Source organism: Enterobacter cloacae complex sp. P15RS (assembly GCF_014895905.1).
In the GTDB taxonomy this organism is placed as follows: Bacteria; Pseudomonadota; Gammaproteobacteria; order Enterobacterales; family Enterobacteriaceae; genus Enterobacter; species Enterobacter quasihormaechei.
In genome coordinates, this window is record NZ_JADBQL010000001.1 from 37038 (window position 1) to 61537 (window position 24500).

Consider the following 24500-nt stretch of genomic DNA (forward strand, 5'->3'; position numbering starts at 1 on the left):
GGTTAAATATCCCTGTTGGAAAGCCGATGGCTGCCCTGTAAAAATGAAAAAATAGCATCTGCGCTAATATCCTTCGTTTGTTGCGTAGGGCTGACCATCTGATGCTGGTTTTTACCGTAACCCCCGATCAACCCCGGATCGGTCGGGCCGAAAATCGTGATATTAGGACGATCCAGTGCGGCGGTTAAATGGCTTAACCCTGTATCCACAGAAACGACGGCGTTAGCGCCCGCCAGCTGTGCGGCAACTTGCGCCAGCGTGAGTTTGGGTAACACCTCGACGTGGGAAAAGCCTGCTGCCAGACGCTCCGCGCGCTGCCGCTCATGTTCAGCGCCCCACGGGAGTTTAATATGGATACCGCAAGGTTGCATTAGTTCAATCAGTCTTCGCCAGTGCGTTTCCGGCCAGTGCTTGTCGTCGCGCGTTGTGGCATGCAGGAAGACCAGATACGGCTCGCTATCCTTCTCCGTTTCGCGCAGAAAATGCTGTGCGATGGCGTAGTCACCCTGGGCGTCGGGTTTTGCATAGCCGAGACTCTTTGCGAACAGCTCGCGGGTGCGTTCCACGGCGTGTTGCTGCTTCGCAATATGGTGGCGACGATTATAGAACAGGCTCGCCAGCGGTTCGCGGGCGGTTTGCCAGTCCATACCGTGCTTTACGCCGTGCGCCAGACGCGTGACCAGCGCCGCGCTTTTCACCAGCCCCTGCGCGTCGATAATCGCGTCGTAACGCTGCGCCTGTACCGCTTCGCGAAAGGCTTTACGTTCGGCTCTAATCGGTGCGGAAAACCACGCTTTGCGCCAGCGGCGAATGGCCACCGGGATCACGCGGTCAACGGCTTCATGCCAGGTGGGGATCTGCGCGAAGCCTTCTTCTACCACCCAGTCAAAACGGATGCCTGGAATGGCCCGCATCGCGTCCGTCAACGACGGCAGCGTATGCAGAACATCACCCATTGAGGAGGTTTTAACGATCAATACCCGCATCCGTTATCCTTCTTCGCTCAACAGCAGTTCGTTGAGTTCTTCGAGAACGCGCTGCGGCGTAATGTCGATCAGGCTCTGATGGTAACCTTCTGCCGCATCGCCTTTGCGGACTTTGTGATAGCCGGTAATGAGACGGATAACGCGCGCCTTGTGCGACAGCGGCGGCGTGAAGTCCGGACTGCTCGGGCCATACAGCGCGACCAGTGGGCGATCCAGCGCGGCGGCGACGTGCATTAAACCGGAGTCGTTCGTTACCACGGCCTTACAGGCGGCAATCAGGATAACCGCCTGCTCAAGCTGCGTTTCGCCGGCCAGGTTGCGGCACCAGGCCTGTTGCTCTGTGCTGAGCGTGGCGAGAATTTCGTTGCCTGCCTCGTGATCCTTCGCCGAGCCAAACAGGACAATCTGATAGCCCTCGTCGATCAGCTGTTTCGCCAGTTCAGCGTAGTGGTAGTGCGGCCAGCGTTTTGCCGGGCCAAACTCCGCGCCGGGACAGAAGCCAATCATCGGGCGTTCGGACGAAATGCCAAACGCGTTGCAGGTGTGGGATTTCTCCCCGTCGTTAACCTGAAGCTGCGGCCACAGCAGCGGCTGCGGCAGATCTTTCGCGCTGCGCATGACGCCTTTGTCGTAGGCCAGCGCCACGTAGCGCTCCACCATCAGCGGCCAGGCTTCTTTATCCAGCACCCGGGCATCGTTCAGCAGGCCGTAGCGCATTTCGCCGCGCCAGCCGGTACGGTGCGGGATACCCGCAAAGAAGGGCACAAGGGCGGATTTGAAGGAGTTAGGCAGTACGTATGCGCGATCGTAGCGCTTCTCGCGCAGGCTATGGCCGAGCTTGCGGCGTTCGCCGATTTCTAGCGCCCCGTGGCCGAGCGGCATCGGGATCGCCTCGTTCACTTCCGGCATGCGCGATAACAGCGGACGGCACCATGCGGGTGCCATCACGTCGATTATCGCCTGGGGATAACGCGCCTTGAGCGTGCGATAGAGACTTTGCGACATCATCATGTCGCCCACCCATGACGGGCCGATCACCAGAATCTTCATGCTTATGCGTCGCGGTTCAGCCAGGCCATATATTCCGTTACGCCTTCGGCAACGGTCTTGAACGGCTTGTCGTAGCCCGCGGCGCGCAGGTTGGTCAGGTCCGCCTGCGTGAACGCCTGGTAGCGGCCTTTCAGCTTATCCGGGAACGGAATGTACTCGATGCTGCCTTTCTTATGGTACGCCAGCGTGGCGTCAGCCACCGCCTGGAAGGATTCCGCGCGGCCCGTGCCCAGGTTGAAAATGCCGGAGACGCCGTTTTCCAGGAACCACAGGTTTACGGCCGCAACGTCGCCTACGTAGACGAAGTCACGCTTGAAGCCGTCGCTGCCTTCGAACAGTTTTGGACTTTCACCGTTATTCAGCTGCGTGTTCAGGTGGAACGCCACGCTCGCCATGCTGCCCTTGTGCCCTTCGCGCGGCCCGTAAACGTTGAAGTAGCGGAAGCCGACAATCTGCGAGTTCGCTTCCGGCAGGATCTGACGCACGTACTCGTCAAACAGGAACTTGGAGTAGCCGTAGACGTTCAGCGGCTGCTCGTATTCGCGAGATTCGATGAAGTCCGAGGTGCGCCCGCCGTAGGTTGCTGCTGAAGAGGCATACAGGAACGGAATTTCACGCTCCAGGCAGTAGTGCAGGATCTCTTTAGAGTACTGATAGTTGTTATCCATCATGTACTTGCCGTCCCACTCGGTAGTGGAAGAGCACGCACCTTCGTGGAAGATGGCTTCGATCTCGCCGAACTCTTCACCCGCCATAATCTGGATAAGGAAGTCTTCTTTATCCATGTAGTCAGCGATGTTCAGATCCACCAGGTTAACGAACTTGGTGCCGTCTTTCAGGTTGTCCACCACCAGAATGTCGGTGATGCCCTTATCATTGAGGGCCTTAATAATGTTGCTGCCGATAAAGCCCGCGCCGCCGGTAACGATGATCATAACTGTAACCTTTGAAGTGTTGAGCCCGGGGACAATCCCGGACGCTAATAGTCATATCATATCATCACAATGCCCGGTCTTCAGCCATTCACCGATATGCAGCAGGGGTACACGTGATTTATGCTGCAAAAACGAGAAGAGATACGGCGTCATCTCGTCATGAACTATAGGTTTGGGTAATATGTGCCAAAATTTGCCGAGTCTGGAGAATTGCAATGCGTGGTGATTTTTACAAACAGTTAAACAGCGACCTCGACACCGCACGTGCGGAAGGGTTGTTCAAAGAAGAGCGTATTATCACGTCTGCCCAGCAGGCGGACATCACCGTTGCCGACGGCAGCCATGTGATCAACTTTTGCGCGAACAACTACTTAGGTCTTGCGAATCACCCTGAGCTGATTGCCGCCGCGAAAAACGGCATGGACACCCACGGCTTCGGCATGGCCTCCGTGCGCTTCATCTGCGGCACCCAGGACAGCCACAAGCAGCTTGAGCAAAAGCTGGCGAACTTCCTCGGAATGGAAGACGCGATTCTGTACTCCTCCTGCTTCGACGCCAACGGCGGTCTGTTTGAAACCCTGCTCGGCGCAGAAGATGCGATTATCTCCGACGCCCTGAACCACGCCTCTATCATCGACGGTGTTCGCCTGTGTAAAGCGAAGCGTTTCCGCTACGCCAACAACGATATGGTTGAGCTGGAAGCCCGCCTGAAAGAGGCCCGTGAAGCGGGGGCCCGCCACGTGCTGATCGCGACCGACGGCGTGTTCTCCATGGACGGCGTGATCGCCAACCTGAAGGGCGTGTGCGACCTGGCGGATAAATACGACGCGCTGGTGATGGTCGATGACTCCCACGCGGTCGGTTTTGTCGGCGAAAATGGCCGCGGCTCCCACGAATACTGTGATGTGATGGGCCGCGTGGACATCATCACCGGGACGCTGGGCAAAGCGCTCGGCGGCGCGTCCGGCGGTTATACCGCTGCGCGTAAAGAGGTGGTTGAGTGGCTGCGCCAGCGCTCCCGCCCGTACCTGTTCTCCAACTCCCTGGCGCCGGCGATTGTGGCCGCCTCCATCAAAGTGCTGGAGATGGTGGAGTCCGGGGCTGAACTGCGCGACCGCCTGTGGGCAAACGCCCGTCTGTTCCGCGAAAAAATGAGCGCCGCAGGGTTCACCCTGGCCGGCGCTGACCACGCGATCATCCCGGTGATGCTGGGCGACGCAGTTGTGGCGCAGCAGTTTGCCCGCGAGCTTCAGAAAGAAGGGATTTACGTGACCGGGTTCTTCTTCCCGGTGGTACCAAAAGGTCAGGCGCGTATCCGCACCCAGATGTCTGCGGCGCATTCGCCTGAACAAATTGAGCGTGCGGTGGAAGCCTTTACCCGCATCGGCAAACAGCTGGGCGTAATTGCCTGAGGACGTGTGATGAAAGCGTTATCCAAACTGAAAGCGGAAGAAGGGATTTGGATGACCGACGTGCCGGAGCCGGAAGTCGGTCATAACGATCTGCTGATCAAAATTCGTAAAACCGCCATCTGCGGTACTGACGTTCACATCTACAACTGGGATCAGTGGTCGCAAAAAACCATTCCTGTCCCAATGGTTGTCGGTCACGAATATGTTGGTGAAGTGGTCGGCATCGGCCAGGAAGTAAAAGGCTTTAGCATTGGCGATCGCGTCTCGGGTGAAGGCCATATTACCTGCGGTCACTGCCGCAACTGCCGCGGCGGTCGCACCCACCTGTGCCGCAACACCGTCGGCGTGGGCGTGAACCGTCCGGGCTGCTTCGCGGAATATCTGGTGATCCCGGCGTTTAACGCCTTCAAAATCCCGGACAATATCTCTGACGATCTGGCCTCCATCTTCGACCCGTTCGGCAACGCGGTACACACCGCGCTCTCCTTCGACCTGGTCGGTGAAGACGTGCTGGTCTCCGGCGCCGGCCCAATCGGCATTATGGCGGCAGCCGTGGCGAAGCACGTGGGCGCGCGCAACGTGGTGATCACCGACGTGAACGAATACCGCCTGTCGCTGGCGCGCAAAATGGGCGTCACCCGCGCGGTGGATGTCTCGAAAGAGAGCCTGACCGACGTGATGGAAGAGCTGGGTATGACCGAAGGCTTTGACGTCGGTCTGGAGATGTCCGGCGCGCCGCCGGCGTTCCGCACCATGCTGGATACCATGAACCACGGTGGGCGTATCGCGATGCTGGGCATTCCGCCGTCAGATATGTCCATCGACTGGAACAAAGTCATCTTCAAAGGGCTGTTCATCAAGGGCATCTATGGCCGCGAGATGTTCGAAACCTGGTACAAGATGGCAGCGCTGATCCAGTCCGGCCTGGATCTGTCCCCGATTATCACTCACCGATTCTCCATCGATGAGTTCCAGCAGGGCTTTGACGCGATGCGTTCCGGCCAGTCAGGGAAAGTGATCCTGAGCTGGGATAAGTAAACAAAAAGGGGCCTCAGGCCCCTTTTTTACTGATTCTTTTTCTCTTCATCCGTCAGGTAGCGCACCTTGCGGGTGTAGTCCTGCCCTTTGAACAGCAGTTTGTTATCCGGCGATTCAAGATACTTCTGCCATTCGGAAAGCGGGAAACCCCCGTGCGCGCCAATCACCTCTTTCGGCACTACGGCTTCCTGTCCGCCGATCTTCTTGGAGACCGGCCAGTTCATCCAGTCGCCCAGGTTAACCGTTTTTATATCCAGCATGTCCAGCAGCGCAGCGAGCGGCAGCTGATCGGTCGGCGGCTGGGTATCGTCCATCAGCTCCCAGGTATCCTGGAACAGCGTCAGCCACAGCGGGCAGATGCGGCGCCAGGTCTTTTTGGTTGCGGCGAGAAACGCGCCGTTAACGTGATCGACCAGATACGGGCGCACCGTTTCTTTGTAATAGGCCGGCACTTTTTCTGCGGGGGCGCCGTCCAGCTTGGCAATCATTTTGCCCTGACGGAAGCTGGAGTAGATGTGCATATCGGCCATGTTGATCTGGGGCATCTTCAGCAGGTTGAGATCGGAGTCGATCATCAATACGCCTTCACCGCGCGCCTGAAGCGGAGCGTTAAGCTTCACCAGACGGCTGAGGTAGATCTGCTTATAGCGGTACCCCTCTTCACGTTTTGGCAGCGTGAGGGTCACAACGCGGGTTTTTGGCGGCAGCTCGCCGAAAGCGGATTCAGGCTGATCGCTGACGATAACAATCTCGCTGACGTCGGTGGCGTAACGCGCTGCAAAGGTCGCTGACAATAACGCCTCTTCGACGAAATCCGCGCCCGTACAGGGGATCACAATGGAATCAACCGCAACGAGATCGCGCGTGGCCGGAAGGGAAGCGTAAGGAATGTTATGACGCCCGGTAATGTGGCGGTAGCGAGCATTCAGGAATTTAAACATGTTCTTCTCGTTTGGTTATTGCGCGCCAAGAACGGCCTCGACACCGTTAACATAGCTTTCAATTGCATACGCGTTGCAGACATTCTGGTGCGCGGCTGCGGCGAGCCGGGCGCGCAGAGCAGGATCCTGCCAGATATTATCCAGATGTTGAGCAAGTTGCGACACATCGCTCCACGGGAACAGCAATCCGGTCGACTCGTGGTCGATCAATTCTGCCGTGCCGGTCACCTTTGAGCCAATCACCGGAATGTTCAGCAGCATTGCCTCCAGCACGACGCGGGGCAAACCTTCGCTCTTTGAAGCCAGAATAAACGCGTCAAAGGTGGCGAGATAGTCAAAAGGCGTATTCTGGAAACCGGTAAAAATGACGTGCTCAGCAATCCCCAGCGCGTCAGCCTGTGCCGTCAGCGCGCCGCGTTCAGCCCCTTCACCGACCAGCACCATCTTCCATTTTGCCTGCGGGTGCTTCTGGTTGAACTGGGCCAGCGCCTCCAGCGTGTGATGGTTGGCCTTGCGGGGGATTAACGATCCAATGCTGCCGAACACAAACGTGTCGTCATCGATGTTCAGACGCTGGCGCATGGCGCGTCGGTCGGGCAAGGGCTGGTGGATGTCGATGGCGTTATTGACCGTGGTGCACAGCGCTGGCCGGACGCCATGCTGAAGAAGCACGCGTTCAACGCCGTGCGAGACGGCGATAATTTTTGTGGCGTGGGCATTCACCAGCTTCACCAGCGGCGGGGTCAGCGCCGGTTCAATCCGGCAGTGCTGGATTATCCGCGCATGCAGGTTCGCGCCCGCCAGATACCCTTCTTCGTTAGAGCCCGGCTGGTTGTTCATGTACAGCGTATCGAAACCGCCTTCCCTGAAAATCGTCTCGATCTTGCTGACGTTGGGCCGGATGCGCCAGAGCGTATCAATATGTCGGGTAAACGCCTTGCGGGCGCTGCGCGAGAAAAACAGCAGGCCACGGCCCAGCTCTTTCGCAACCTTCGCCCAACCGGGCTGCTTTTGCTGCGGAATGACAATTAACGGGATGCCAATGCCGTTCAACACCTGGCCGATGGTTTCCCCTTCGGCCCGGCTGTAATCGCTGTAAAAACAACAGGTAATATCAAACTTCTCGCGGTTAATCCGCTTCAGAAGTTCGAGCATGCTGTTGGTGCCTCCTCCCCACTCTTTACCGGTGTCGAGGAGCAGAATTTTGTGTCGTTGCGGCATCTTTCTACCTTAATCGCCTGTCACTGGGTTGGGCTCGCTGCTGTTTTTTTCCCCCAGCCCTGCCACTGGTGCTGGAAGTACTGCACCAGCGTACTCTGGCTTACGCTTTCGCCAATTACCGTGAAGAAGCGGGTGGCATACACCGGTTCAGGCGGCTGCTTCAGCGTGCAGTTCTTCACGCCACGGAACGGGTTACGCGGCTGCGTTGCGGGCGGTTGCGCACTACCCGGGCGAGAGGTATCCACCTGAGGTTCGTTGAGCAGATCGCTCGGACGCACCAGCGTGATATCGGCGGGTAAGCTCGGTAACATTTGCTGCAAAACGCGAACGGTAGACGGATGCGGGTGCCCGATGGCAATCGCCGAACCGTTACGGCGCGCCAGCTGAACCGCTCGGTTGAACTGCACGCGGATATCCGCTTCGTTCTGGGAGTCGTCCAGGAAGACTTTGCGCTTGATGACCTTCACCCCCGTACCCTGAGCGGCACGCATCGCCTGGCTGTTGCCAATGGTCATGCTGTCCAGGAAATAGAGATTGTAACGCTCCAGCGCCTGCATCACCTTCAGCATACCGTACAGGCTGGAGGTCATCGCGCTGCCCATATGGTTATTCAGACCCACGGCATACGGCACTTTATTGTACGCATCGCGGATGATGCGATCGATCTCGTCGCTGCTCATGTCCGGGCGCAGGGTATCTTTTTCCAGCGGCTGCTTGCTGAGGGGAGCCATCGGCAGATGGATGAGCACCTGATGGCCGCCATTGTGTGCTTTGGTCGCCATTTCATGCGCGTGAGGCGCATTCGGCAGGACGGCAACAGAGATGGCTGACGGCATCGCCAGCACCTGATTTTCATAGTGTGGTCGATAACCGAAGTCATCAATCACAATCGCGAGTTTGCCTGCATAAACCGGTGCAGCCAGCGCCAGTGCGCTGACGACGGAAAAAACAATTCGACGAAATTGAAGCAAAACTTATCTTCCCAACCACGGCTGTGGATTGACCGCCTGACCCTGACGACGAATTTCGAAATAGAGTGACGGGCGGCCCTGACCGCCACTGCTGCCCACAAGGGCGATGGGTTGGCCGGCGCGCACCTGGGTGCCGACGCTGACCAGCGCGCTCTGGTTGTAGCCGTAAAGACTCATGTCGCCTTTACCATGCTCGACCACCACCACGAGCCCGTAACCCTGTAGCCAGTCGGCCAGGATCACGCGGCCATCGGCGATGGCTTTCACTTCGCTACCTTCAGACGCACCGATAACGATCCCCTTCCAACGTAGCTCACCCTGCAACTGTTCGCCATAGCGATGCAGGATCGTACCGCGAACGGGCCAGTAGGCCTGACCACGAGGGGAACCGAGGCCGCCGGTGCGCGACATCAGGGAACGTTCATTTTCAGTCGGCTTATAGGTGGTGCCTTTCCGGGAGGCTTCCTGCTGCTTATTACGCACCGCCTGCGCTTCGCGCGCTTCTTTTTCGGCGCGCGCTTTGGCTGCGGCTTCTGCCCGGGCGATGCTGTTACGCAGTTTCGATTCGTTGGCGCGCATTTCGCTCAGCTGGCTTTGTCCTGCCTGGATAGAGGACTCCAGCCCGGCGAGCGTCTTCTTACGCTCATTGCGCGCCTGCTCAAGCTTCTCCTGCTGCGCCTGCTGATCGTAGAGTAGCGTTTGCTGCTGGCTCTGCTTCTCTTCCAGCTCGGCTTTTTGCGTGGTGACTTCTTCGCGCGTCTGTTTCAGCTGCGCAATGGTCTCCTGACGAGCCTGGTTGAGATAGCCGAAATAGGCCTGTAAACGCTGACCGCGCTGGCTCTCTTCACCGCTGAGGATCAGCTGAAGGCCAGTGTGTTCACCCTGACGGAAAGCGGCATCAAGCTGTGCAGCCAGGTTGCGTTCCTGGGCGTCACGCTGACGCTCCAGTTTCGCAATCGACGCGTTCATTTCATCGATTTGCTTATTGAGCTGGGCAAGGGTGTTTTGCGTTTCACGCAGCTTACGCGCAGCGGCGGAAATGGCCTCTTCCTGCTTTTTAAGCTGGGCAAGCAGGGCAGAACGCTGCTGCTGCTGCTGGCGTACCGCACGCTCTTTAGCGGCGATATCGGCCTGAATGGATTTGAGCTGGTCGCGGTCATCCGCGTGGGCGGATGCGGCGCACAGCAATACGCCAGCGCTGAGTGCGCTGGCGTAAAGCAGAGGTCTGACTGATAACCGAAGCGGCTTCACGACCCATGTGATTGAAAAAATCGCCTTTCCCCTCATGGGGAGCGATTATTCCACGATGAACAGCGGCTTGCCAGTCATCTCTTCAGGGATTTCCATACCCATCAGCGACAACATGGTTGGCGCGATGTCGGAAAGCTTGCCGCCTTCCACTGCTTTCACTGATTTATCACCCACATAAATCAGTGGAACAGGCAGGTTGGTATGGGCGGTATGCGCCTGACCGGTTGCCGGGTCACGCATCTGTTCTGCGTTACCGTGATCGGCGGTGATCAGCAGCTGGCCTCCCACGGATTCAACCGCTTTTGCGACCTGCTCTACGCAGTGGTCCAGCGCCTCAACCGCCTTAACGGCGGCTTCCATCACGCCGGTATGGCCGACCATGTCACCGTTCGGATAGTTACAGATGATAGTGTCGTATTTACCGCTTTCGATCGCGGCCACCAGTTTTTCGGTCAGCTCCGCAGAGCTCATTTCTGGCTGGAGATCGTAAGTCGCGACTTTCGGCGAGTTGATCAGGATGCGGTCTTCGCCTTTGAACGGCTCTTCTACGCCGCCGTTAAAGAAGAAGGTCACGTGCGCATACTTCTCCGTTTCAGAGATACGCAGCTGGGTTTTATCGTTTTTCGCCATCCACTCGCCGAAGGTATTTTCCAGCGACGCTGGCGGATACGCGCAGGGGGCCTTGATATCCGCTGCATACTCGGTCAGCTGGATGAAATCGAGCTTCGCTACTTTCTTACGGGCGAAACCGTCGAAATCACTGTTGACGAAAGCACGGGTGATTTCGCGCGCGCGGTCAGCGCGGAAGTTCATGAAGATCAGCGCATCGCCATCTTCCATGGAGGCATCGGCCTGGCCTTCAGCGCGGATCACGGTTGCTTTCACGAATTCGTCGTTTTCATCACGCGCGTAAGCCGCTTCCAGACCTGCGACGGCGGTCGGGAACTGGAACTCACCTTTTGCCAGGGTCAGCAGATCGTAGGCTTGCTCAACGCGGTCCCAGCGGTTATCGCGGTCCATCGCATAGTAGCGGCCAATGATGGACGCCACGCGGCCTTTGCCCAGTGCGGTAAATTTTTCTTCAAAGGCTTGCAGCGAGCCCTTAGCACTGCGTGGCGGCGTATCGCGACCGTCCAGGAAGGCGTGTAGATAGATTTTTTCCGCACCGCGTTCAGCGGCCAGTTCAACCATCGCCATGATGTGATCTTCGTGGCTGTGAACGCCGCCCGCAGAGAGCAGGCCCATAATGTGAACGGCCTTGCCTGCGGCGACAGCTTTATCCACTGCTCCGGTGAGCGTTGGGTTGGCAAAGAATGTACGTTCTTTGATTTCAACGTCCAGGCGCGTCAGGTCCTGATAGACGATACGGCCTGCGCCCAGGTTCACGTGACCCACTTCAGAGTTGCCCATCTGACGGTCCGGCAGGCCGACTTCCAGACCAGACGCGTCAATCAGGGTGTGGGGACGTTTTGCCCATAGCGCATCCATTACCGGGGTTTTGGCGTTGAAAATGGCGTTATCCTGCTGATCTTCACGGTAGCCATAGCCATCCAGAATCACCAGTACCATAGGTTTTTTAGAAACCGACATTGCGACAACCTCATGCTCAAGAGACAAAAAATTTGCGTAATTTTACTACAGCTGAATCGATAAAATAGCCGCAGAAGATCAAAGAAAGCGTGGAGGCAAGGCCGTTCTCGGGCCATTTTGAGGCTTTTTTTTCGTGGCATGCCGCAGAAAATAGATTAGCTTTATGTCGCTGGCTGTATTTGCCACAGCGCACAGGTATACTCCTGTCCTGGTTTTTTTAATCACTTAGTCGGGAGTTGTTACCCCCCATGCAAGAAATTATGCAATTCGTTAGCCGCCACCCGGTTCTGAGCATCGCGTGGATTGGCCTGCTGGTCGCTGTACTGTTCACCACATTTAAGGGACTGACGTCTAAAATTAAGGTGATCACCCGCGGTGAAGCGACACGTCTGATCAACAAAGAGGACGCCGTTGTGGTTGATCTGCGTCAGCGCGACGATTTCCGCAAGGGCCATATCGCAGGTGCTATCAACCTGCTGCCAGCGGAAATCAAAGCGAACAACATTGGTGAGCTGGAGAAGCATAAAGCCCAGCCGATTATCGTTGTTGACGGCACAGGCATGCAGGCGCAGGAATCTGCCAACGCACTGCATAAAGCAGGCTTTGAAAACGTAACGGTGCTGAAAGAAGGCATCTCCGGCTGGAGCGGGGAGAATCTTCCTTTAGTGCGCGGTAAATAAGGAGTTAAGTGATGGCCAATATTGAGATCTACACCAAAGCAACGTGCCCGTTCTGCCACCGAGCGAAAGCGCTGCTGTCCAGCAAAGGCGTAACGTTCAAGGAACTGTCGATCGATGGTGACGCGATTAAACGCGAAGAGATGATCCAACGCAGTGGTCGCACAACGGTTCCACAGATTTTTATTGATGCGCAGCACATTGGCGGCTGTGATGACTTGTATGCGCTCGACGCCCGCGGTGGACTCGATCCGCTGCTGAGCTAGAGACTTTAGGACAATTAAAAAGGGTTTTTCCATGTCAGAACAAAACAACACCGAGATGACTTTCCAGATCCAGCGCATCTACACCAAGGATGTCTCTTTCGAAGCGCCAAACGCGCCGCACGTTTTCCAGAAAGACTGGCAGCCAGAGGTTAAACTTGATCTGGATACCGCATCCACCCAGCTGGCGGATGACGTGTATGAAGTCGTACTGCGTGTCACCGTGACCGCCTCTCTGGGCGAAGAAACTGCATTCCTGTGCGAAGTACAGCAGGGCGGTATCTTCTCCATCGGCGGCATCGAAGGCAACCAGATGGCGCATTGCCTGGGTGCATACTGCCCGAACATCCTGTTCCCGTATGCGCGTGAATGCATCACCAGCCTGGTTTCTCGCGGTACATTCCCGCAACTGAACCTTGCGCCAGTTAACTTTGATGCGCTGTTTATGAACTATTTGCAGCAGCAGGCTGGCGAAGGTGCCGAACAACATCAGGATGCCTGATGAGCACTGTTAATGCGTCAATGACTGTGATCGGTGCCGGCTCTTACGGCACCGCTCTTGCCATCACGCTGGCAAGAAATGGTCACGACGTGGTCCTGTGGGGCCACGATCCAAAACATATCGCGACGTTGCAACACGACCGCTGCAACGTGGCGTTTCTCCCGGACGTTCCGTTCCCTGACTCTCTCTATCTGGAAAGCGACCTCGCGACCGCGCTGGCGGCCAGCCGCAATATTCTGATTGTGGTGCCGAGCCATGTGTTTGGCGAAGTCCTGCGTCAGATTAAGCCGCTGATGCGCGCGGATGCGCGTATTGTGTGGGCGACGAAGGGGCTGGAAGCCGAAACCGGACGTCTGTTGCAGGACGTTGCCCGCGAAGCGCTGGGAACGGCGATCCCGCTGGCGGTGATCTCCGGGCCGACGTTTGCTAAAGAGCTGGCTGCCGGTCTGCCGACGGCGATCTCGCTGGCGTCCACCGACCAGGCATTTTCCGACGATCTTCAGCAACTGCTGCACTGCGGCAAGAGCTTCCGCGTCTACAGCAACCCTGATTTTATCGGCGTACAGCTGGGCGGTGCGGTGAAGAACGTCATTGCCATCGGGGCCGGGATGTCTGACGGCATCGGTTTCGGCGCGAATGCGCGTACGGCGCTGATCACCCGTGGTCTGACCGAAATGTCCCGCCTGGGCGAAGCGCTGGGTGCCGATCCGGCCACCTTTATGGGGATGGCTGGGCTGGGCGACCTGGTGCTGACCTGCACCGACAACCAGTCGCGTAACCGCCGCTTTGGCATGATGCTCGGACAGGGCAGCGATGTAAAAAGCGCGCAGGAGAAGATTGGTCAGGTGGTTGAAGGCTATCGCAATACCAAAGAAGTCCGCGAATTGGCGCACCGTTTCGGTGTCGAAATGCCAATAACCGAGGAAATTTATCAGGTATTGTATTGCGGAAAAAATGCGCGCGAGGCAGCATTGACCCTATTAGGTCGTGCGCGCAAGGACGAGCGCAGCAGCAATTAGCCGGGAAGTATCGTCACCTGAATGACCCAGCCAGCGCAGAACTGGCTGGTCATTAACTATCGTCTGGAGCAAGCAATGCCGTGTGAAGAACTGGATATCGTCTGGAATAATATTAAAGCCGAAGCCCGCGCTTTGGCCGACTGTGAGCCTATGCTGGCCAGTTTCTATCACGCGACGCTACTCAAGCACGAAAACCTCGGCAGCGCCCTGAGCTATATGCTCGCCAATAAGCTGGCTTCCTCCATCATGCCTGCTATCGCCATTCGTGAGGTGGTGGAAGAGGCCTACGCCGCCGACCCGGAAATGATCGCCTCTGCCGCCTGCGACATTCAGGCCGTACGCACGCGCGATCCGGCGGTGGATAAATATTCCACGCCGCTACTGTATCTCAAAGGTTTTCACGCCTTACAGGCGTACCGCATCGGCCACTGGTTATGGAATGAGGGACGCCGCGCGCTGGCTATCTTCCTGCAAAACCAGGTTTCTGTGACCTTCCAGGTCGATATTCACCCGGCGGCGAAAATTGGCCGCGGGATCATGCTCGATCACGCCACCGGCATTGTTGTCGGTGAAACGGCGGTGATTGAAGATGATGTGTCGATCCTGCAATCCGTTACGCTGGGCGGTACCGGTAAAACCAGCGGCGATCGCCATCCGAAAATTCGTGAAGGGGTGATGATTGGCGCAGGCGCCAAAATTCTCGGCAATATTGAAGTCGGACGCGGCGCGAAGATTGGCGCGGGGTCAGTTGTGCTCCAGCCCGTACCGCCGCATACCACCGCCGCTGGCGTCCCGGCGCGCATCGTCGGTAAGCCAGACAGCGATAAACCGTCGATGGATATGGATCAGCACTTCAACGGTATTCACCACACCTTCGAATACGGCGACGGCATTTAAACGCGGAATAGCCAGATAAAAAAAGCCCGGTGAGTCAATGCACCGGGCTTTTGATTAGTTGCGGTATAACACTTTGATAATGTGATAGCCGAACTGCGTATGCAGTGGGCCGGTTGGCTCCAGCACCGGGCAGGAGAAAACCACCTTATCAAACGCCGGAACCATCTGGCCCTGGCGGAACTCGCCTAAGTCACCGCCGCGTTTGCCTGACGGGCAAATCGAGTGTTTCTTCGCCAGTTTGCCGAAATCGGCGCCGTTTTTAATCTGTTCGAGAAGATCCTGTGCCAGTTTCTCTTCTTTAACAAGGATATGCACTGCTGCTGCTGTTTTTGCCATGATCGTGCCTTGAGTCAACGAGTTTACGATCGGTATACTACCACGCGTTTTTCCTCCTCTCCCCACTTTCATTGAGCGATCACTTATGCGTTTAAACCCCGGACAACAACAAGCTGTCGAATTCGTCACCGGACCCTGCCTGGTGCTGGCGGGAGCGGGATCCGGTAAAACACGTGTGATCACCAACAAAATTGCCCACTTAATTCGCGGTTGTGGCTACCAGGCGCGCCATATCGCGGCGGTCACCTTTACCAACAAAGCGGCGCGTGAGATGAAAGAGCGCGTCGGCCAGACCCTGGGCCGTAAAGAGGCGCGCGGGCTGATGATCTCCACTTTCCACACGCTGGGCCTGGATATCATCAAGCGTGAATACGCGGCGCTGGGCATGAAGTCCAACTTTTCGCTCTTCGATGACACCGACCAGGTGGCGCTGCTTAAAGAGCTGACGGAAGGGCTGATCGAAGATGACAAAGTGCTGTTGCAACAGCTGATCTCGACGATCTCGAACTGGAAAAACGATCTCATGACGCCGGCCCAGGCAGCGGCGAGTGCCAAAGGCGAGCGCGATCGTATCTTTGCCCACTGCTACGGTCTGTACGACGCGCATATGAAAGCCTGCAACGTACTGGATTTCGACGATCTGATCCTGCTGCCGACGCTGCTGCTTCAGCGGAATGAAGAGGTGCGCGAGCGCTGGCAGAACAAAATCCGCTACCTGCTGGTGGATGAATATCAGGATACCAACACCAGCCAGTACGAGCTGGTGAAGCTGCTGGTAGGACAGCGTGCGCGTTTCACCGTCGTTGGCGATGACGATCAGTCCATTTACTCCTGGCGCGGCGCACGTCCGCAAAACCTGGTGCTGCTGAGCAAAGACTTCCCGGCGTTGCAGGTGATCAAATTGGAGCAGAACTACCGTTCTTCCGGACGCATCCTGAAGGCGGCGAACATCCTGATTGCCAATAACCCGCACGTCTTTGAGAAGCGCCTGTTCTCCGAGCTGGGTTACGGTACCGAACTGAAAGTGCTCAGCGCCAACAATGAAGAGCACGAAGCGGAGCGCGTAACGGGTGAGCTGATTGCCCATCACTTCGTCAACAAAACCGACTATAAAGACTACGCGATCCTCTATCGCGGTAACCACCAGTCGCGCGTTTTTGAAAAGATGCTGATGCAGAACCGCATTCCCTACAAAATCTCCGGCGGCACGTCGTTCTTTTCGCGTCCGGAAATCAAGGATCTGCTGGCCTACCTGCGCGTGCTGACCAACCCGGATGACGACAGCGCTTTCCTGCGCATCGTGAATACGCCGAAACGCGAAATTGGCTCTGCGACGCTGCAAAAGCTGGGCGAGTGGGCGATGACCCGCAACAAAAGCCTGTTCACCGCCAGCTTCGATATGGGGCTGAGCCAGACCCTGACCGGGCGCGGCTATGATGCCTTAACCCGCTTCACCCACTGGCTGGGAGAAGTGCAGCGTCTGGCCGAGCGCGAGCCGGTGGCGGCGGTACGCGATCTGATCCACGGCATTGATTACGAATCCTGGCTCTATGAAACCTCCGCCAGCCCAAAAGCGGCTGAGATGCGCATGAAAAACGTTAACCAGCTCTTCAGCTGGATGACCGAAATGCTTGAAGGTTCAGAGATAGACGAGCCGATGACCCTGACGCAGGTCGTCACCCGCTTCACGCTGCGCGATATGATGGAGCGCGGCGAAAGCGAAGAAGAGGCCGACCAGGTCCAGCTGATGACGCTTCACGCGTCCAAAGGGCTGGAGTTCCCGTATGTCTATCTGGTGGGGATGGAAGAGGGCCTACTGCCGCACCAGAGCAGCATTGATGAAGATAACGTCGACGAAGAGCGCCGTCTGGCCTACGTGGGGATCACCCGTGCGCAGAAGGAGCTGACGTTTACGCTGTGCAAAGAGCGCCGTCAGTACGGTGAGCTGGTGCGCCCGGAGCCGAGCCGTTTTCTGCTGGAGTTGCCTCAGGACGATCTTATCTGGGAGCAGCAACGTAAGGTCATTACCGCGGAAGAGCGCATGCACAAAGGCCAGGCCAACGTGGCAAACATTCGCGCGATGCTGGCAAAAGCCAAAGAGAAGGGATAACGGTTTGTAGGCCGGGTAAGGCGAAGCCGTCGCCCGGCACGCTTCAAAGGGTCACTTCACCTCAAGCGCCCAGTGCACATAGCTCTGCCACTGGAACTCCTGCTCAACCAGTTCTGCGCCAAGCGGGTGATTTTCAAGCCAGTTTTTCGGCAACGTCAGCGTCAGTTTCTCATCGTCTGCCACCAGCGTAATGTCTGGCAGCAAATCATCACGACGGCGGCTGGCAAACAGGATCGCCAGGCGCAACAGACGGCACAGATGCTCGGCCACGCGCGGCGGGACGGCGTTCTGCTGGTGAAGTGAAGAGAGATCGACGGCGTTGGTCTGGTTCAGCAGCAGGGTGGCCAGTAGCTTTTTCTGTGCGGGCGTATAGCCGGGTAAATCGAGATTTCGTACCAGCCAGGCCGCGTGCAGCGGTGCCTGCTTGTACTCCACGCTGAGACCAATTTCATGTAGCGCACAGGCGCTTAGCAACAGATCGCGGCTTAACGGTTCAATATCCCAGCTAGTTTTCACCTGATCGGCAAAAAGTGACGCCAGCTGACTTACTCTTTGCGCCTGGTCGGTATCAACAATAAAGCGTCGCTGAACATTACGCAGCGTACGGCTACGGATGTCCTGATCGACCGACTGGTGCAGCATTCCGTAAACCAGACCTTCACGCAGCGCACCGCCTGCCAGCGTCATACACTGGATATTCAGCTCGGTGAAAATGGCGATCAGGATGGCGAGCCCGCTTGGGAAAACCAGCGCGCGTTCGAGCGTCAGCCCCTCAATTTCAAGCTCTTCCAGGCGTCCACACTGAATGGCGCGCTGTTTAAGCTGCTGGAGCTTGGCAAGGGTGATCCGCTCGTCCATGCCCTGCGCCATCATGATTTCCTGCAACGCCTGAACGGTGCCGGAAGCCCCGACGCAGACTTTCCAGCCGTGATAGCGCAACTCATCCATGACCGGGCGCAGCACTTCACGCGCCGCGTTTTCCGCCTCGTCGAAATTCTCTTTGGCAAGGTTTCGATCGGTAAAGTAGCGTTCCAGCCAGGTCACACAGCCCATCGACAGGCTAAAGAGCGAGGTCGCCTGTGCGCCCGTGCCCGTGACCAGTTCGGTACTGGCACCACCGATGTCCACCACCAGACGGCGATCGTCGCCACCGGTCGTGTGCGCCACGCCCTGATAAATCAGACGCGCTTCTTCTTCACCGCTGATGACCTGCACCGGACAGCCCAGAATTTCCTGCGCTTTGGCAATAAAATCACCAGCGTTAACCGCCAGACGAAGGGTCGCCGTGGCAACAACGCGGATTTGACTGAGCGGGATATCCTGCAAACGTTCTGCAAACAGACGCAGGCACTGCCAGCCACGTTCCATGGCTTCAGGGGAGAGGTGGTTGTCGCTGCTCAGGCCCGCCGCGAGGCGGACCTTGCGCTTAATGCGCGTCAGCGTTTGTATGCTTCCCGCCACCTCGCGCACAACCAGCATATGAAAACTGTTGGAGCCGAGGTCTATTGCCGCATAAAGCGAGGTGGAGCTGAGCATATTTTCTTAACCTGAACGACGACGGTTACGCGGTGCGCCGCCGGAACGACGCGGACCATTGCCGGGGCGTGGGCGGGTAAGGCGCTTAGGCGGCGGCAGTTCGCTTAACAGCGCGTCCGGATTGTATTTGCTCTGTGGAATAGAGTGACCGATGTAGGTCTCAATGGCCGGAAGATTCAGCGCATACTCTTCACACGCCAGGCTGATGGAGTGGCCGCTTGCGCCGGCACGACCAGTACGACCGATACGGTGTACATAGTCTTCACAGTCATCTGGCAGATCGTAGTTAAAGACGTGCGTCACGGCTGGAATGTGCAGGCCACGGGCCGCCACGTCGGTCGCGACCAGAATATCGAGATCGCCACGGGTAAACTCGTCCAGAATGCGCAGGCGTTTTTTCTGCGCCACGTCGCCGGTCAGGAGACCTACGCGGTGACCATCTGCCGCCAGGTGGCCCCAGATATCTTCACAGCGATGTTTGGTGTTCGCGAAGATGATCGCGCGATCCGGCCACTCTTCTTCGATCAGCGTTTGCAGCAGGCGCATTTTCTCTTCATTAGAGGGATAGAAGAGCTCTTCTTTAATGCGGTGCCCGGTTTTCTGCTCCGGTTCCACTTCCACATACTCGGCGTTGTTCATCTGCTCGAAGGCGAGTTCACGCACGCGGTATGACAGGGTTGCGGAGAACAGCATGTTCAGACGCTGGTTTGCGGCAGGCATACGACGGAACAGCCAGCGGATATCTTTAATGAAGCCCAGATCGTACATGCGGTCTGCTTCATCAAGCACGACAACCTGGATTGCGCCGAGGTTGATATGGTTCTGTTTGGCGTAGTCGATAAGACGGCCAGTGGTTCCAATCAGGATATCCACGCCGCTTTCCAGCACTTTCAGCTGTTTATCGTAGCCGTCGCCGCCATAGGCCAGGCCAAGCTTCAGGCCGGTGGCTTGCGCCAGTGGCTCAGCGTCTGCGTGGATCTGTACCGCCAGTTCTCGCGTCGGGGCCATAATTAGCGCGCGCGGCTGGTTAACTTTGCGGTCTGCAATCGCTGGGTGAGAAAGTAAATAATGAAACGTTGACGTTAAAAACGCCATCGTTTTGCCAGTACCGGTTTGCGCCTGCCCTGCAACGTCGCGACCGGCCAGCGTCAGCGGCAGGGCGAGAGCCTGAATGGGCGTGCAGTTATGAAACCCTTTAGTTTCAAGGGCTTCGATCACCTTTGGGTGCAGGGCGAAGTCGGAAAACTTCTGTTCTGTTAAATGTGTTTTGCTCATAGTGTGGTAGAATATCAGCTTACTATTGCTTTACGAAAGCGTATCCGGTGAAATAAAGTCAACCTTTAGTTGGTTAATGCGACATCAACACGTCGTTGGTGGTGACAAAACCAACGTACCAGGCTTATTCCTGTGGAGTTATATATGAGCGATAAAATTATTCACCTGACTGACGACAGTTTTGACACGGACGTACTTAAAGCTGACGGGCTGATCCTCGTTGATTTCTGGGCTGAATGGTGTGGTCCTTGCAAAATGATCGCTCCGATTCTGGATGAAATCGCTGACGAATATCAGGGCAAACTGACCGTTGCCAAGCTGAACATCGACCAGAACCCGGGCACCGCGCCAAAATACGGTATCCGTGGCATTCCAACCCTGCTGCTGTTCAAAAACGGTGACGTGGCGGCGACCAAAGTGGGCGCACTGTCCAAAGGTCAACTGAAAGAGTTCCTGGACGCTAATCTGGCGTAAGGTTTCTCAGCTGAGCGTTCAGAGCGCCTAATTAATGGCGAGCTCTGGACGCCCGGCTTTAGTCGTGCTAAGTTAGCTATGACTACGTTTTAAACATATCTTGTTGTTTGAATCTTGTTTTACCCGATACTTCCCGTTGTTAATGTAAACAGTGCGTGAAGTTGCTAGATTCCGGGCTTGTCACTCAATCCGTCTTGTCGTTTCAGTTCTGCGTTCTTTCCCTGTGACCAGACAGCGAACAGACATGAGGTGATGGCCGCTAAACAGGCATGGATGACCCTGCCATACCATTCACAACATTAAGTTCGAGAATCACCCCGAGTTTAAGAACCCACACCATTATGAATCTTACCGAATTAAAGAATACGCCGGTTTCTGAGCTGATCACTCTCGGCGAAAATATGGGACTGGAAAACCAGGCTCGTATGCGCAAGCAGGACATCATTTTCGCCATCCTGAAGCAGCACGCTAAGAGTGGCGAAGATATCTTTGGCGACGGTGTGCTGGAGATACTGCAAGACGGATTTGGTTTCCTCCGCTCCGCAGACAGCTCCTACCTCGCCGGCCCTGACGACATCTACGTATCCCCTAGCCAAATCCGCCGTTTCAACCTCCGCACTGGTGACACCATTTCAGGTAAGATTCGTCCTCCTAAAGAGGGTGAACGCTACTTTGCGCTGTTGAAGGTTAACGAAGTTAACTACGACAAACCGGAAAACTCCCGCAATAAGATCCTGTTCGAGAACTTAACGCCGCTGCACGCGAACTCTCGCCTGCGCATGGAGCGTGGTAACGGGTCTACTGAAGACTTAACCGCTCGTGTGCTGGATTTGGCATCGCCAATTGGTCGTGGTCAGCGTGGTCTGATTGTGGCACCGCCAAAAGCCGGTAAAACCATGCTGCTGCAAAACATTGCGCAGAGCATTGCTTACAACCATCCAGACTGTGTGCTGATGGTGCTGCTGATTGACGAACGTCCGGAAGAAGTGACCGAGATGCAGCGTCTGGTGAAAGGTGAAGTGGTTGCGTCTACCTTCGACGAACCGGCTTCTCGCCACGTTCAGGTTGCGGAAATGGTTATCGAGAAGGCGAAACGCCTGGTTGAACACAAAAAAGACGTGATCATCCTGCTCGACTCCATTACCCGTCTGGCTCGTGCCTACAACACCGTGGTGCCGGCTTCCGGTAAAGTACTGACCGGTGGTGTGGACGCCAACGCCCTGCACCGTCCGAAGCGTTTCTTCGGTGCGGCGCGTAACGTGGAAGAGGGCGGTAGCCTGACCATTATCGCGACGGCGCTGATCGATACCGGCTCCAAAATGGACGAAGTTATCTACGAAGAGTTTAAAGGTACAGGCAACATGGAACTGCACCTTTCTCGTAAGATCGCAGAGAAACGCGTCTTCCCGGCCATCGACTACAACCGTTCCGGTACCCGTAAAGAAGAGCTGCTTACCACTCAGGAAGAGCTCCAGAAAATGTGGATCCTGCGCAAAATCATCCATCCAATGGGCGAAATCGACGCAATGGAATTCCTCATTAACAAACTGGCGATGACCAAAACGAACGACGATTTCTTCGACATGATGAAACGCTCGTAACGTAAATAATCCCAGTAAACGCCACGTTTTTACGTGGCGTTTTTTATTTATGGACTATACGCTATTACCACACACTCCCAATTTAGACCTGTCGGTGCGACAATAAGAAGGTTTGCACAGTCAAAGAAATAATTGATTGAAAAACATACAAAGGGAGTTGTGAGAAGCCATCTTTAATCCTTCTGAGGCAGAGGCTTCATGGTTATACTTCCGGGACTAACATTTGTTGAGAGCAATCCATTGTGAATCTACTCACTGCAGTAACTGAGCTGATCAGTATTTTTTTATTCACAACCTGTTTTTTGTTCATTGCGCGCAAGGTAGCAAAAAGAATTGGGTTAGTGGACAAACCGAACTTCCGTAAACGTCATCAGGGGCTTATTCCACTGGTGGGCGGCATTTCGGTATACGCAGGCATCTGTTTCACATTCGGGATCGCGGATTACTATATCCCCCATGCCGCACTCTACCTGGCGTGTGCCGGTGTGCTGGTACTGGTCGGCGCCCTTGACGATCGTTTTGATATCAGCGTGAAGTTTCGCGCGACGGTACAGGCGGCTATCGGCATCATTATGATGGTGGTGGGCGGTCTCTATCTCAGAAGTCTGGGCTACGTGTTTGGTCCCTGGGAGCTGGTGCTTGGGCCATTCGGCTTCTTCCTGACGCTGTTTGCCGTTTGGGCGGCCATCAACGCCTTTAACATGGTTGACGGCATAGACGGTCTGCTCGGTGGGCTGTCCTCTGTTTCATTTGGCGCTATCGGCATTATTTTATGGTTTGACGGCCAGTACAGCCTGTCAATGTGGTGTTTTGCCATGATTGCCGCCATCCTGCCTTATATCTGCCTGAACCTGGGTGTGTTAGGGCGTCGTTATAAAGTGTTTATGGGCGATGCGGGCAGCACCCTGATTGGCTTTACGGTGATCTGGGTCCTGCTGGAGACCACCCAGGGCAAAACTCACCCGATAAGTCCGGTAACGGCTCTGTGGATTATCGCCATCCCGCTGATGGACATGGTCGCCATTATGTACCGCCGTCTGCGTAAAGGGATGAGCCCGTTCTCTCCCGATCGCCAGCATATTCATCATCTGATTATGCGTGCTGGCTTCACGTCTCGTCAGGCATTTGTGCTGATTACGCTTGCGGCTGCTATTCTGGCTGCGATTGGCGTTGCCGCGGAATACGCACATTTCATTCCTGAATGGGTAATGTTGGTATTATTCTTGCTAGCATTTTTCATGTACGGTTACTGCATTAAGCGTGCATGGAAAGTCGCGCGTTTTATTAAACGTTTAAAACGCAGGATGCGTCGGAACAGTGGCAAAAACACAACATTAACTAAGTAAAACCGGGACTATGATGACTCAACCGTTGGCGGGAGCGAAATCAGTGGGCACTGAGAACGAGCTGGATATTCGTGGTTTGTTTCGAGTGTTATGGCAAGGCAAACTGTGGATTGTGGGTATTGCATTGGGGTTCGCACTGTTAGCGCTTGCCTACACCTTCTTTGCAAAACAAGAGTGGAGCGCCACGGCAATTACAGACCGACCAACGGTGAATATGCTTGGAGGCTACTACTCCCAGCAGCAATTCCTGCGTAATCTTGATATCAAGGCCAATCTGGCGACCCCGGATCAGGCCTCGGTGATGGATGAATCCTACAAAGAGTTTGTGATGCAGCTGGCGTCGTGGGATACGCGTCGCGATTTCTGGTCCCAGACGGACTACTACAAGCAGCGCATGGTCGGGAACAGCAAAGCGGATGCCGCGCTGCTGGATGATTTAATTAATAACATTCAGTTTATGCCTGGCGATATGCTCCGTAATGTTAGCGACAGCGTGAAGCTGATTGCGGAAACGGCGCCGGACGCCAATAACCTGCTGCGTCAGTACGTTGCTTTTGCCAGCCAGCGCGCAGCAAGCCATCTGAATGACGAGCTGAAAGGCGCCTGGGCGGCACGTACAATCCAGATGAAGGCGCAGGTAAAACGTCAGGAAGAGGTCGCAAAGGCCATCTTCGCGCGACGCGTGCATAATATTGAGCAGGCGCTGAAGATTGCTGAACAGCACAATATTTCCCGTAGCGAAACGGATGTTCCGGCTGACGAACTCCCGGATTCAGAAATGTTCCTCCTGGGTCGCCCAATGCTTCAGGCACGTCTGGAAAATATCCAGGCGGTTGGCCCTGACTTTGACCTTGATTACGACCAAAACCGCGCCATGCTCAATACGCTCAACGTCGGTCCAACGCTGGACCCGCGTTTTCAGACCTATCGTTATTTGAGAACGCCTGAAGAGCCTGTAAAACGCGATAGTCCGCGTCGCGCCTTCCTGATGATCATGTGGGGGATTGTGGGCGCACTGACTGGCGCTGGCGTAGCGTTATTGCGTCGCCGCACAAACTAAGAACGCCGT

The 24500-nt window shown here is 56.0% G+C and carries 23 protein-coding genes; 12 read left to right on the forward strand and 11 right to left on the reverse strand.

What is annotated here, in order from left to right; translation table 11 throughout:
- Positions 1-2: 2 nt before the first annotated feature.
- The 3 genes from rfaC to rfaD are packed head-to-tail and all read right to left on the reverse strand — an operon-like array spanning position 3 to position 2971.
- Positions 3-986 carry a lipopolysaccharide heptosyltransferase RfaC gene (gene rfaC / locus IM267_RS00190; protein WP_193032439.1) on the reverse strand — a complete coding sequence of 328 codons (984 nt, stop codon included), beginning with the start codon at positions 984-986 and terminating at the stop codon, positions 3-5.
- 3 nt (positions 987-989) lie between these two features.
- Positions 990-2036 (reverse strand): ADP-heptose--LPS heptosyltransferase RfaF, encoded by a 1047-nt coding sequence (gene rfaF, locus IM267_RS00195; RefSeq protein WP_063868799.1) that lies wholly within the window; start codon positions 2034-2036, stop codon positions 990-992.
- A gap of 2 nt (positions 2037-2038) precedes the next feature.
- A complete protein-coding gene (gene rfaD / locus IM267_RS00200) occupies positions 2039-2971 on the reverse strand; it encodes an ADP-glyceromanno-heptose 6-epimerase (RefSeq protein WP_041911658.1) in 933 nt (310 codons plus the stop codon).
- Between the two features lie 215 nt (positions 2972-3186).
- Between rfaD and kbl the strand changes: the two genes are divergently transcribed.
- Both kbl and tdh read left to right on the forward strand, forming a co-directional pair.
- A complete protein-coding gene (gene kbl, locus IM267_RS00205) occupies positions 3187-4383 on the forward strand; it encodes a glycine C-acetyltransferase (RefSeq protein ID WP_045260056.1) in 1197 nt (398 codons plus the stop codon).
- Positions 4384-4392: 9 nt separating this feature from the next.
- Positions 4393-5421 (forward strand): L-threonine 3-dehydrogenase, encoded by a 1029-nt coding sequence (gene tdh / locus IM267_RS00210; protein ID WP_006812404.1) that lies wholly within the window; start codon positions 4393-4395, stop codon positions 5419-5421.
- A gap of 26 nt (positions 5422-5447) precedes the next feature.
- Here tdh and IM267_RS00215 read toward each other — a convergent pair whose 3' ends face one another.
- The 5 genes from IM267_RS00215 to gpmM are packed head-to-tail and all read right to left on the reverse strand — an operon-like array spanning position 5448 to position 11395.
- Positions 5448-6362: a hypothetical protein gene (locus tag IM267_RS00215; RefSeq protein WP_063868801.1), complete on the reverse strand. Its 915-nt coding sequence runs from the start codon at positions 6360-6362 to the stop codon at positions 5448-5450.
- 15 nt (positions 6363-6377) lie between these two features.
- Positions 6378-7583, reverse strand: coding sequence for a glycosyltransferase (locus tag IM267_RS00220; protein ID WP_193032440.1), 1206 nt, complete (start codon positions 7581-7583; stop codon positions 6378-6380).
- A gap of 20 nt (positions 7584-7603) precedes the next feature.
- The gene (locus IM267_RS00225) at positions 7604-8554 is read right to left on the reverse strand and encodes a divergent polysaccharide deacetylase family protein (RefSeq protein ID WP_063452152.1); all 951 of its coding nucleotides are present in this window, start codon (positions 8552-8554) and stop codon (positions 7604-7606) included.
- A gap of 3 nt (positions 8555-8557) precedes the next feature.
- Positions 8558-9817 carry a murein hydrolase activator EnvC gene (gene envC / locus IM267_RS00230; RefSeq protein WP_239005170.1) on the reverse strand — a complete coding sequence of 420 codons (1260 nt, stop codon included), beginning with the start codon at positions 9815-9817 and terminating at the stop codon, positions 8558-8560.
- A 33-nt stretch (positions 9818-9850) separates the two neighbouring features.
- Positions 9851-11395 carry a 2,3-bisphosphoglycerate-independent phosphoglycerate mutase gene (gpmM, locus tag IM267_RS00235; protein ID WP_193032442.1) on the reverse strand — a complete coding sequence of 515 codons (1545 nt, stop codon included), beginning with the start codon at positions 11393-11395 and terminating at the stop codon, positions 9851-9853.
- Positions 11396-11643: 248 nt separating this feature from the next.
- On the opposite strand from gpmM, the gene IM267_RS00240 reads away from it, so the two are divergent.
- The 5 genes from IM267_RS00240 to cysE all read left to right on the forward strand — a co-directional run bounded on the left by IM267_RS00240 (position 11644) and on the right by cysE (position 14753).
- The gene (locus IM267_RS00240) at positions 11644-12075 is read left to right on the forward strand and encodes a rhodanese-like domain-containing protein (protein ID WP_003860840.1); all 432 of its coding nucleotides are present in this window, start codon (positions 11644-11646) and stop codon (positions 12073-12075) included.
- A gap of 11 nt (positions 12076-12086) precedes the next feature.
- Positions 12087-12338: a glutaredoxin 3 gene (gene grxC, locus IM267_RS00245; RefSeq protein WP_193032443.1), complete on the forward strand. Its 252-nt coding sequence runs from the start codon at positions 12087-12089 to the stop codon at positions 12336-12338.
- A 31-nt stretch (positions 12339-12369) separates the two neighbouring features.
- The gene (gene secB, locus IM267_RS00250; RefSeq protein WP_003860835.1) at positions 12370-12837 is read left to right on the forward strand and encodes a protein-export chaperone SecB; all 468 of its coding nucleotides are present in this window, start codon (positions 12370-12372) and stop codon (positions 12835-12837) included.
- Positions 12837-13856 (forward strand): NAD(P)H-dependent glycerol-3-phosphate dehydrogenase, encoded by a 1020-nt coding sequence (gpsA, locus tag IM267_RS00255; protein WP_006812398.1) that lies wholly within the window; start codon positions 12837-12839, stop codon positions 13854-13856. The genes secB and gpsA overlap by 1 nt, the downstream gene beginning before the upstream one ends.
- Positions 13857-13931: 75 nt before the next feature.
- Positions 13932-14753 (forward strand): serine O-acetyltransferase, encoded by an 822-nt coding sequence (cysE, locus tag IM267_RS00260; protein WP_008502718.1) that lies wholly within the window; start codon positions 13932-13934, stop codon positions 14751-14753.
- Between the two features lie 54 nt (positions 14754-14807).
- Here cysE and ppiC read toward each other — a convergent pair whose 3' ends face one another.
- A complete protein-coding gene (gene ppiC / locus IM267_RS00265; RefSeq protein WP_032950619.1) occupies positions 14808-15089 on the reverse strand; it encodes a peptidylprolyl isomerase PpiC in 282 nt (93 codons plus the stop codon).
- An 85-nt stretch (positions 15090-15174) separates the two neighbouring features.
- Between ppiC and rep the strand changes: the two genes are divergently transcribed.
- Positions 15175-17199, forward strand: coding sequence for a DNA helicase Rep (gene rep, locus IM267_RS00270; RefSeq protein WP_063868811.1), 2025 nt, complete (start codon positions 15175-15177; stop codon positions 17197-17199).
- Between the two features lie 51 nt (positions 17200-17250).
- Here rep and gppA read toward each other — a convergent pair whose 3' ends face one another.
- Together gppA and rhlB are read right to left on the reverse strand one after the other, a co-directional pair.
- Complete coding sequence (gppA, locus tag IM267_RS00275; RefSeq protein WP_193032444.1) at positions 17251-18735, reverse strand: guanosine-5'-triphosphate,3'-diphosphate diphosphatase; 1485 nt, start codon at positions 18733-18735, stop codon at positions 17251-17253.
- Between the two features lie 6 nt (positions 18736-18741).
- Positions 18742-20010 (reverse strand): ATP-dependent RNA helicase RhlB, encoded by a 1269-nt coding sequence (gene rhlB / locus IM267_RS00280; RefSeq protein WP_063452156.1) that lies wholly within the window; start codon positions 20008-20010, stop codon positions 18742-18744.
- 144 nt (positions 20011-20154) lie between these two features.
- Between rhlB and trxA the strand changes: the two genes are divergently transcribed.
- The 4 genes from trxA (at position 20155) to wzzE (ending at position 24491) form a co-directional block, all read left to right on the forward strand.
- Positions 20155-20484: a thioredoxin TrxA gene (trxA, locus tag IM267_RS00285; RefSeq protein ID WP_006812392.1), complete on the forward strand. Its 330-nt coding sequence runs from the start codon at positions 20155-20157 to the stop codon at positions 20482-20484.
- Between the two features lie 341 nt (positions 20485-20825).
- The gene (gene rho / locus IM267_RS00290) at positions 20826-22085 is read left to right on the forward strand and encodes a transcription termination factor Rho (protein ID WP_001054528.1); all 1260 of its coding nucleotides are present in this window, start codon (positions 20826-20828) and stop codon (positions 22083-22085) included.
- Between the two features lie 242 nt (positions 22086-22327).
- Positions 22328-23431, forward strand: coding sequence for a UDP-N-acetylglucosamine--undecaprenyl-phosphate N-acetylglucosaminephosphotransferase (wecA, locus tag IM267_RS00295; protein ID WP_001050933.1), 1104 nt, complete (start codon positions 22328-22330; stop codon positions 23429-23431).
- 13 nt (positions 23432-23444) lie between these two features.
- A complete protein-coding gene (gene wzzE, locus IM267_RS00300; protein WP_063868815.1) occupies positions 23445-24491 on the forward strand; it encodes an ECA polysaccharide chain length modulation protein in 1047 nt (348 codons plus the stop codon).
- Positions 24492-24500: the final 9 nt, after the last annotated feature.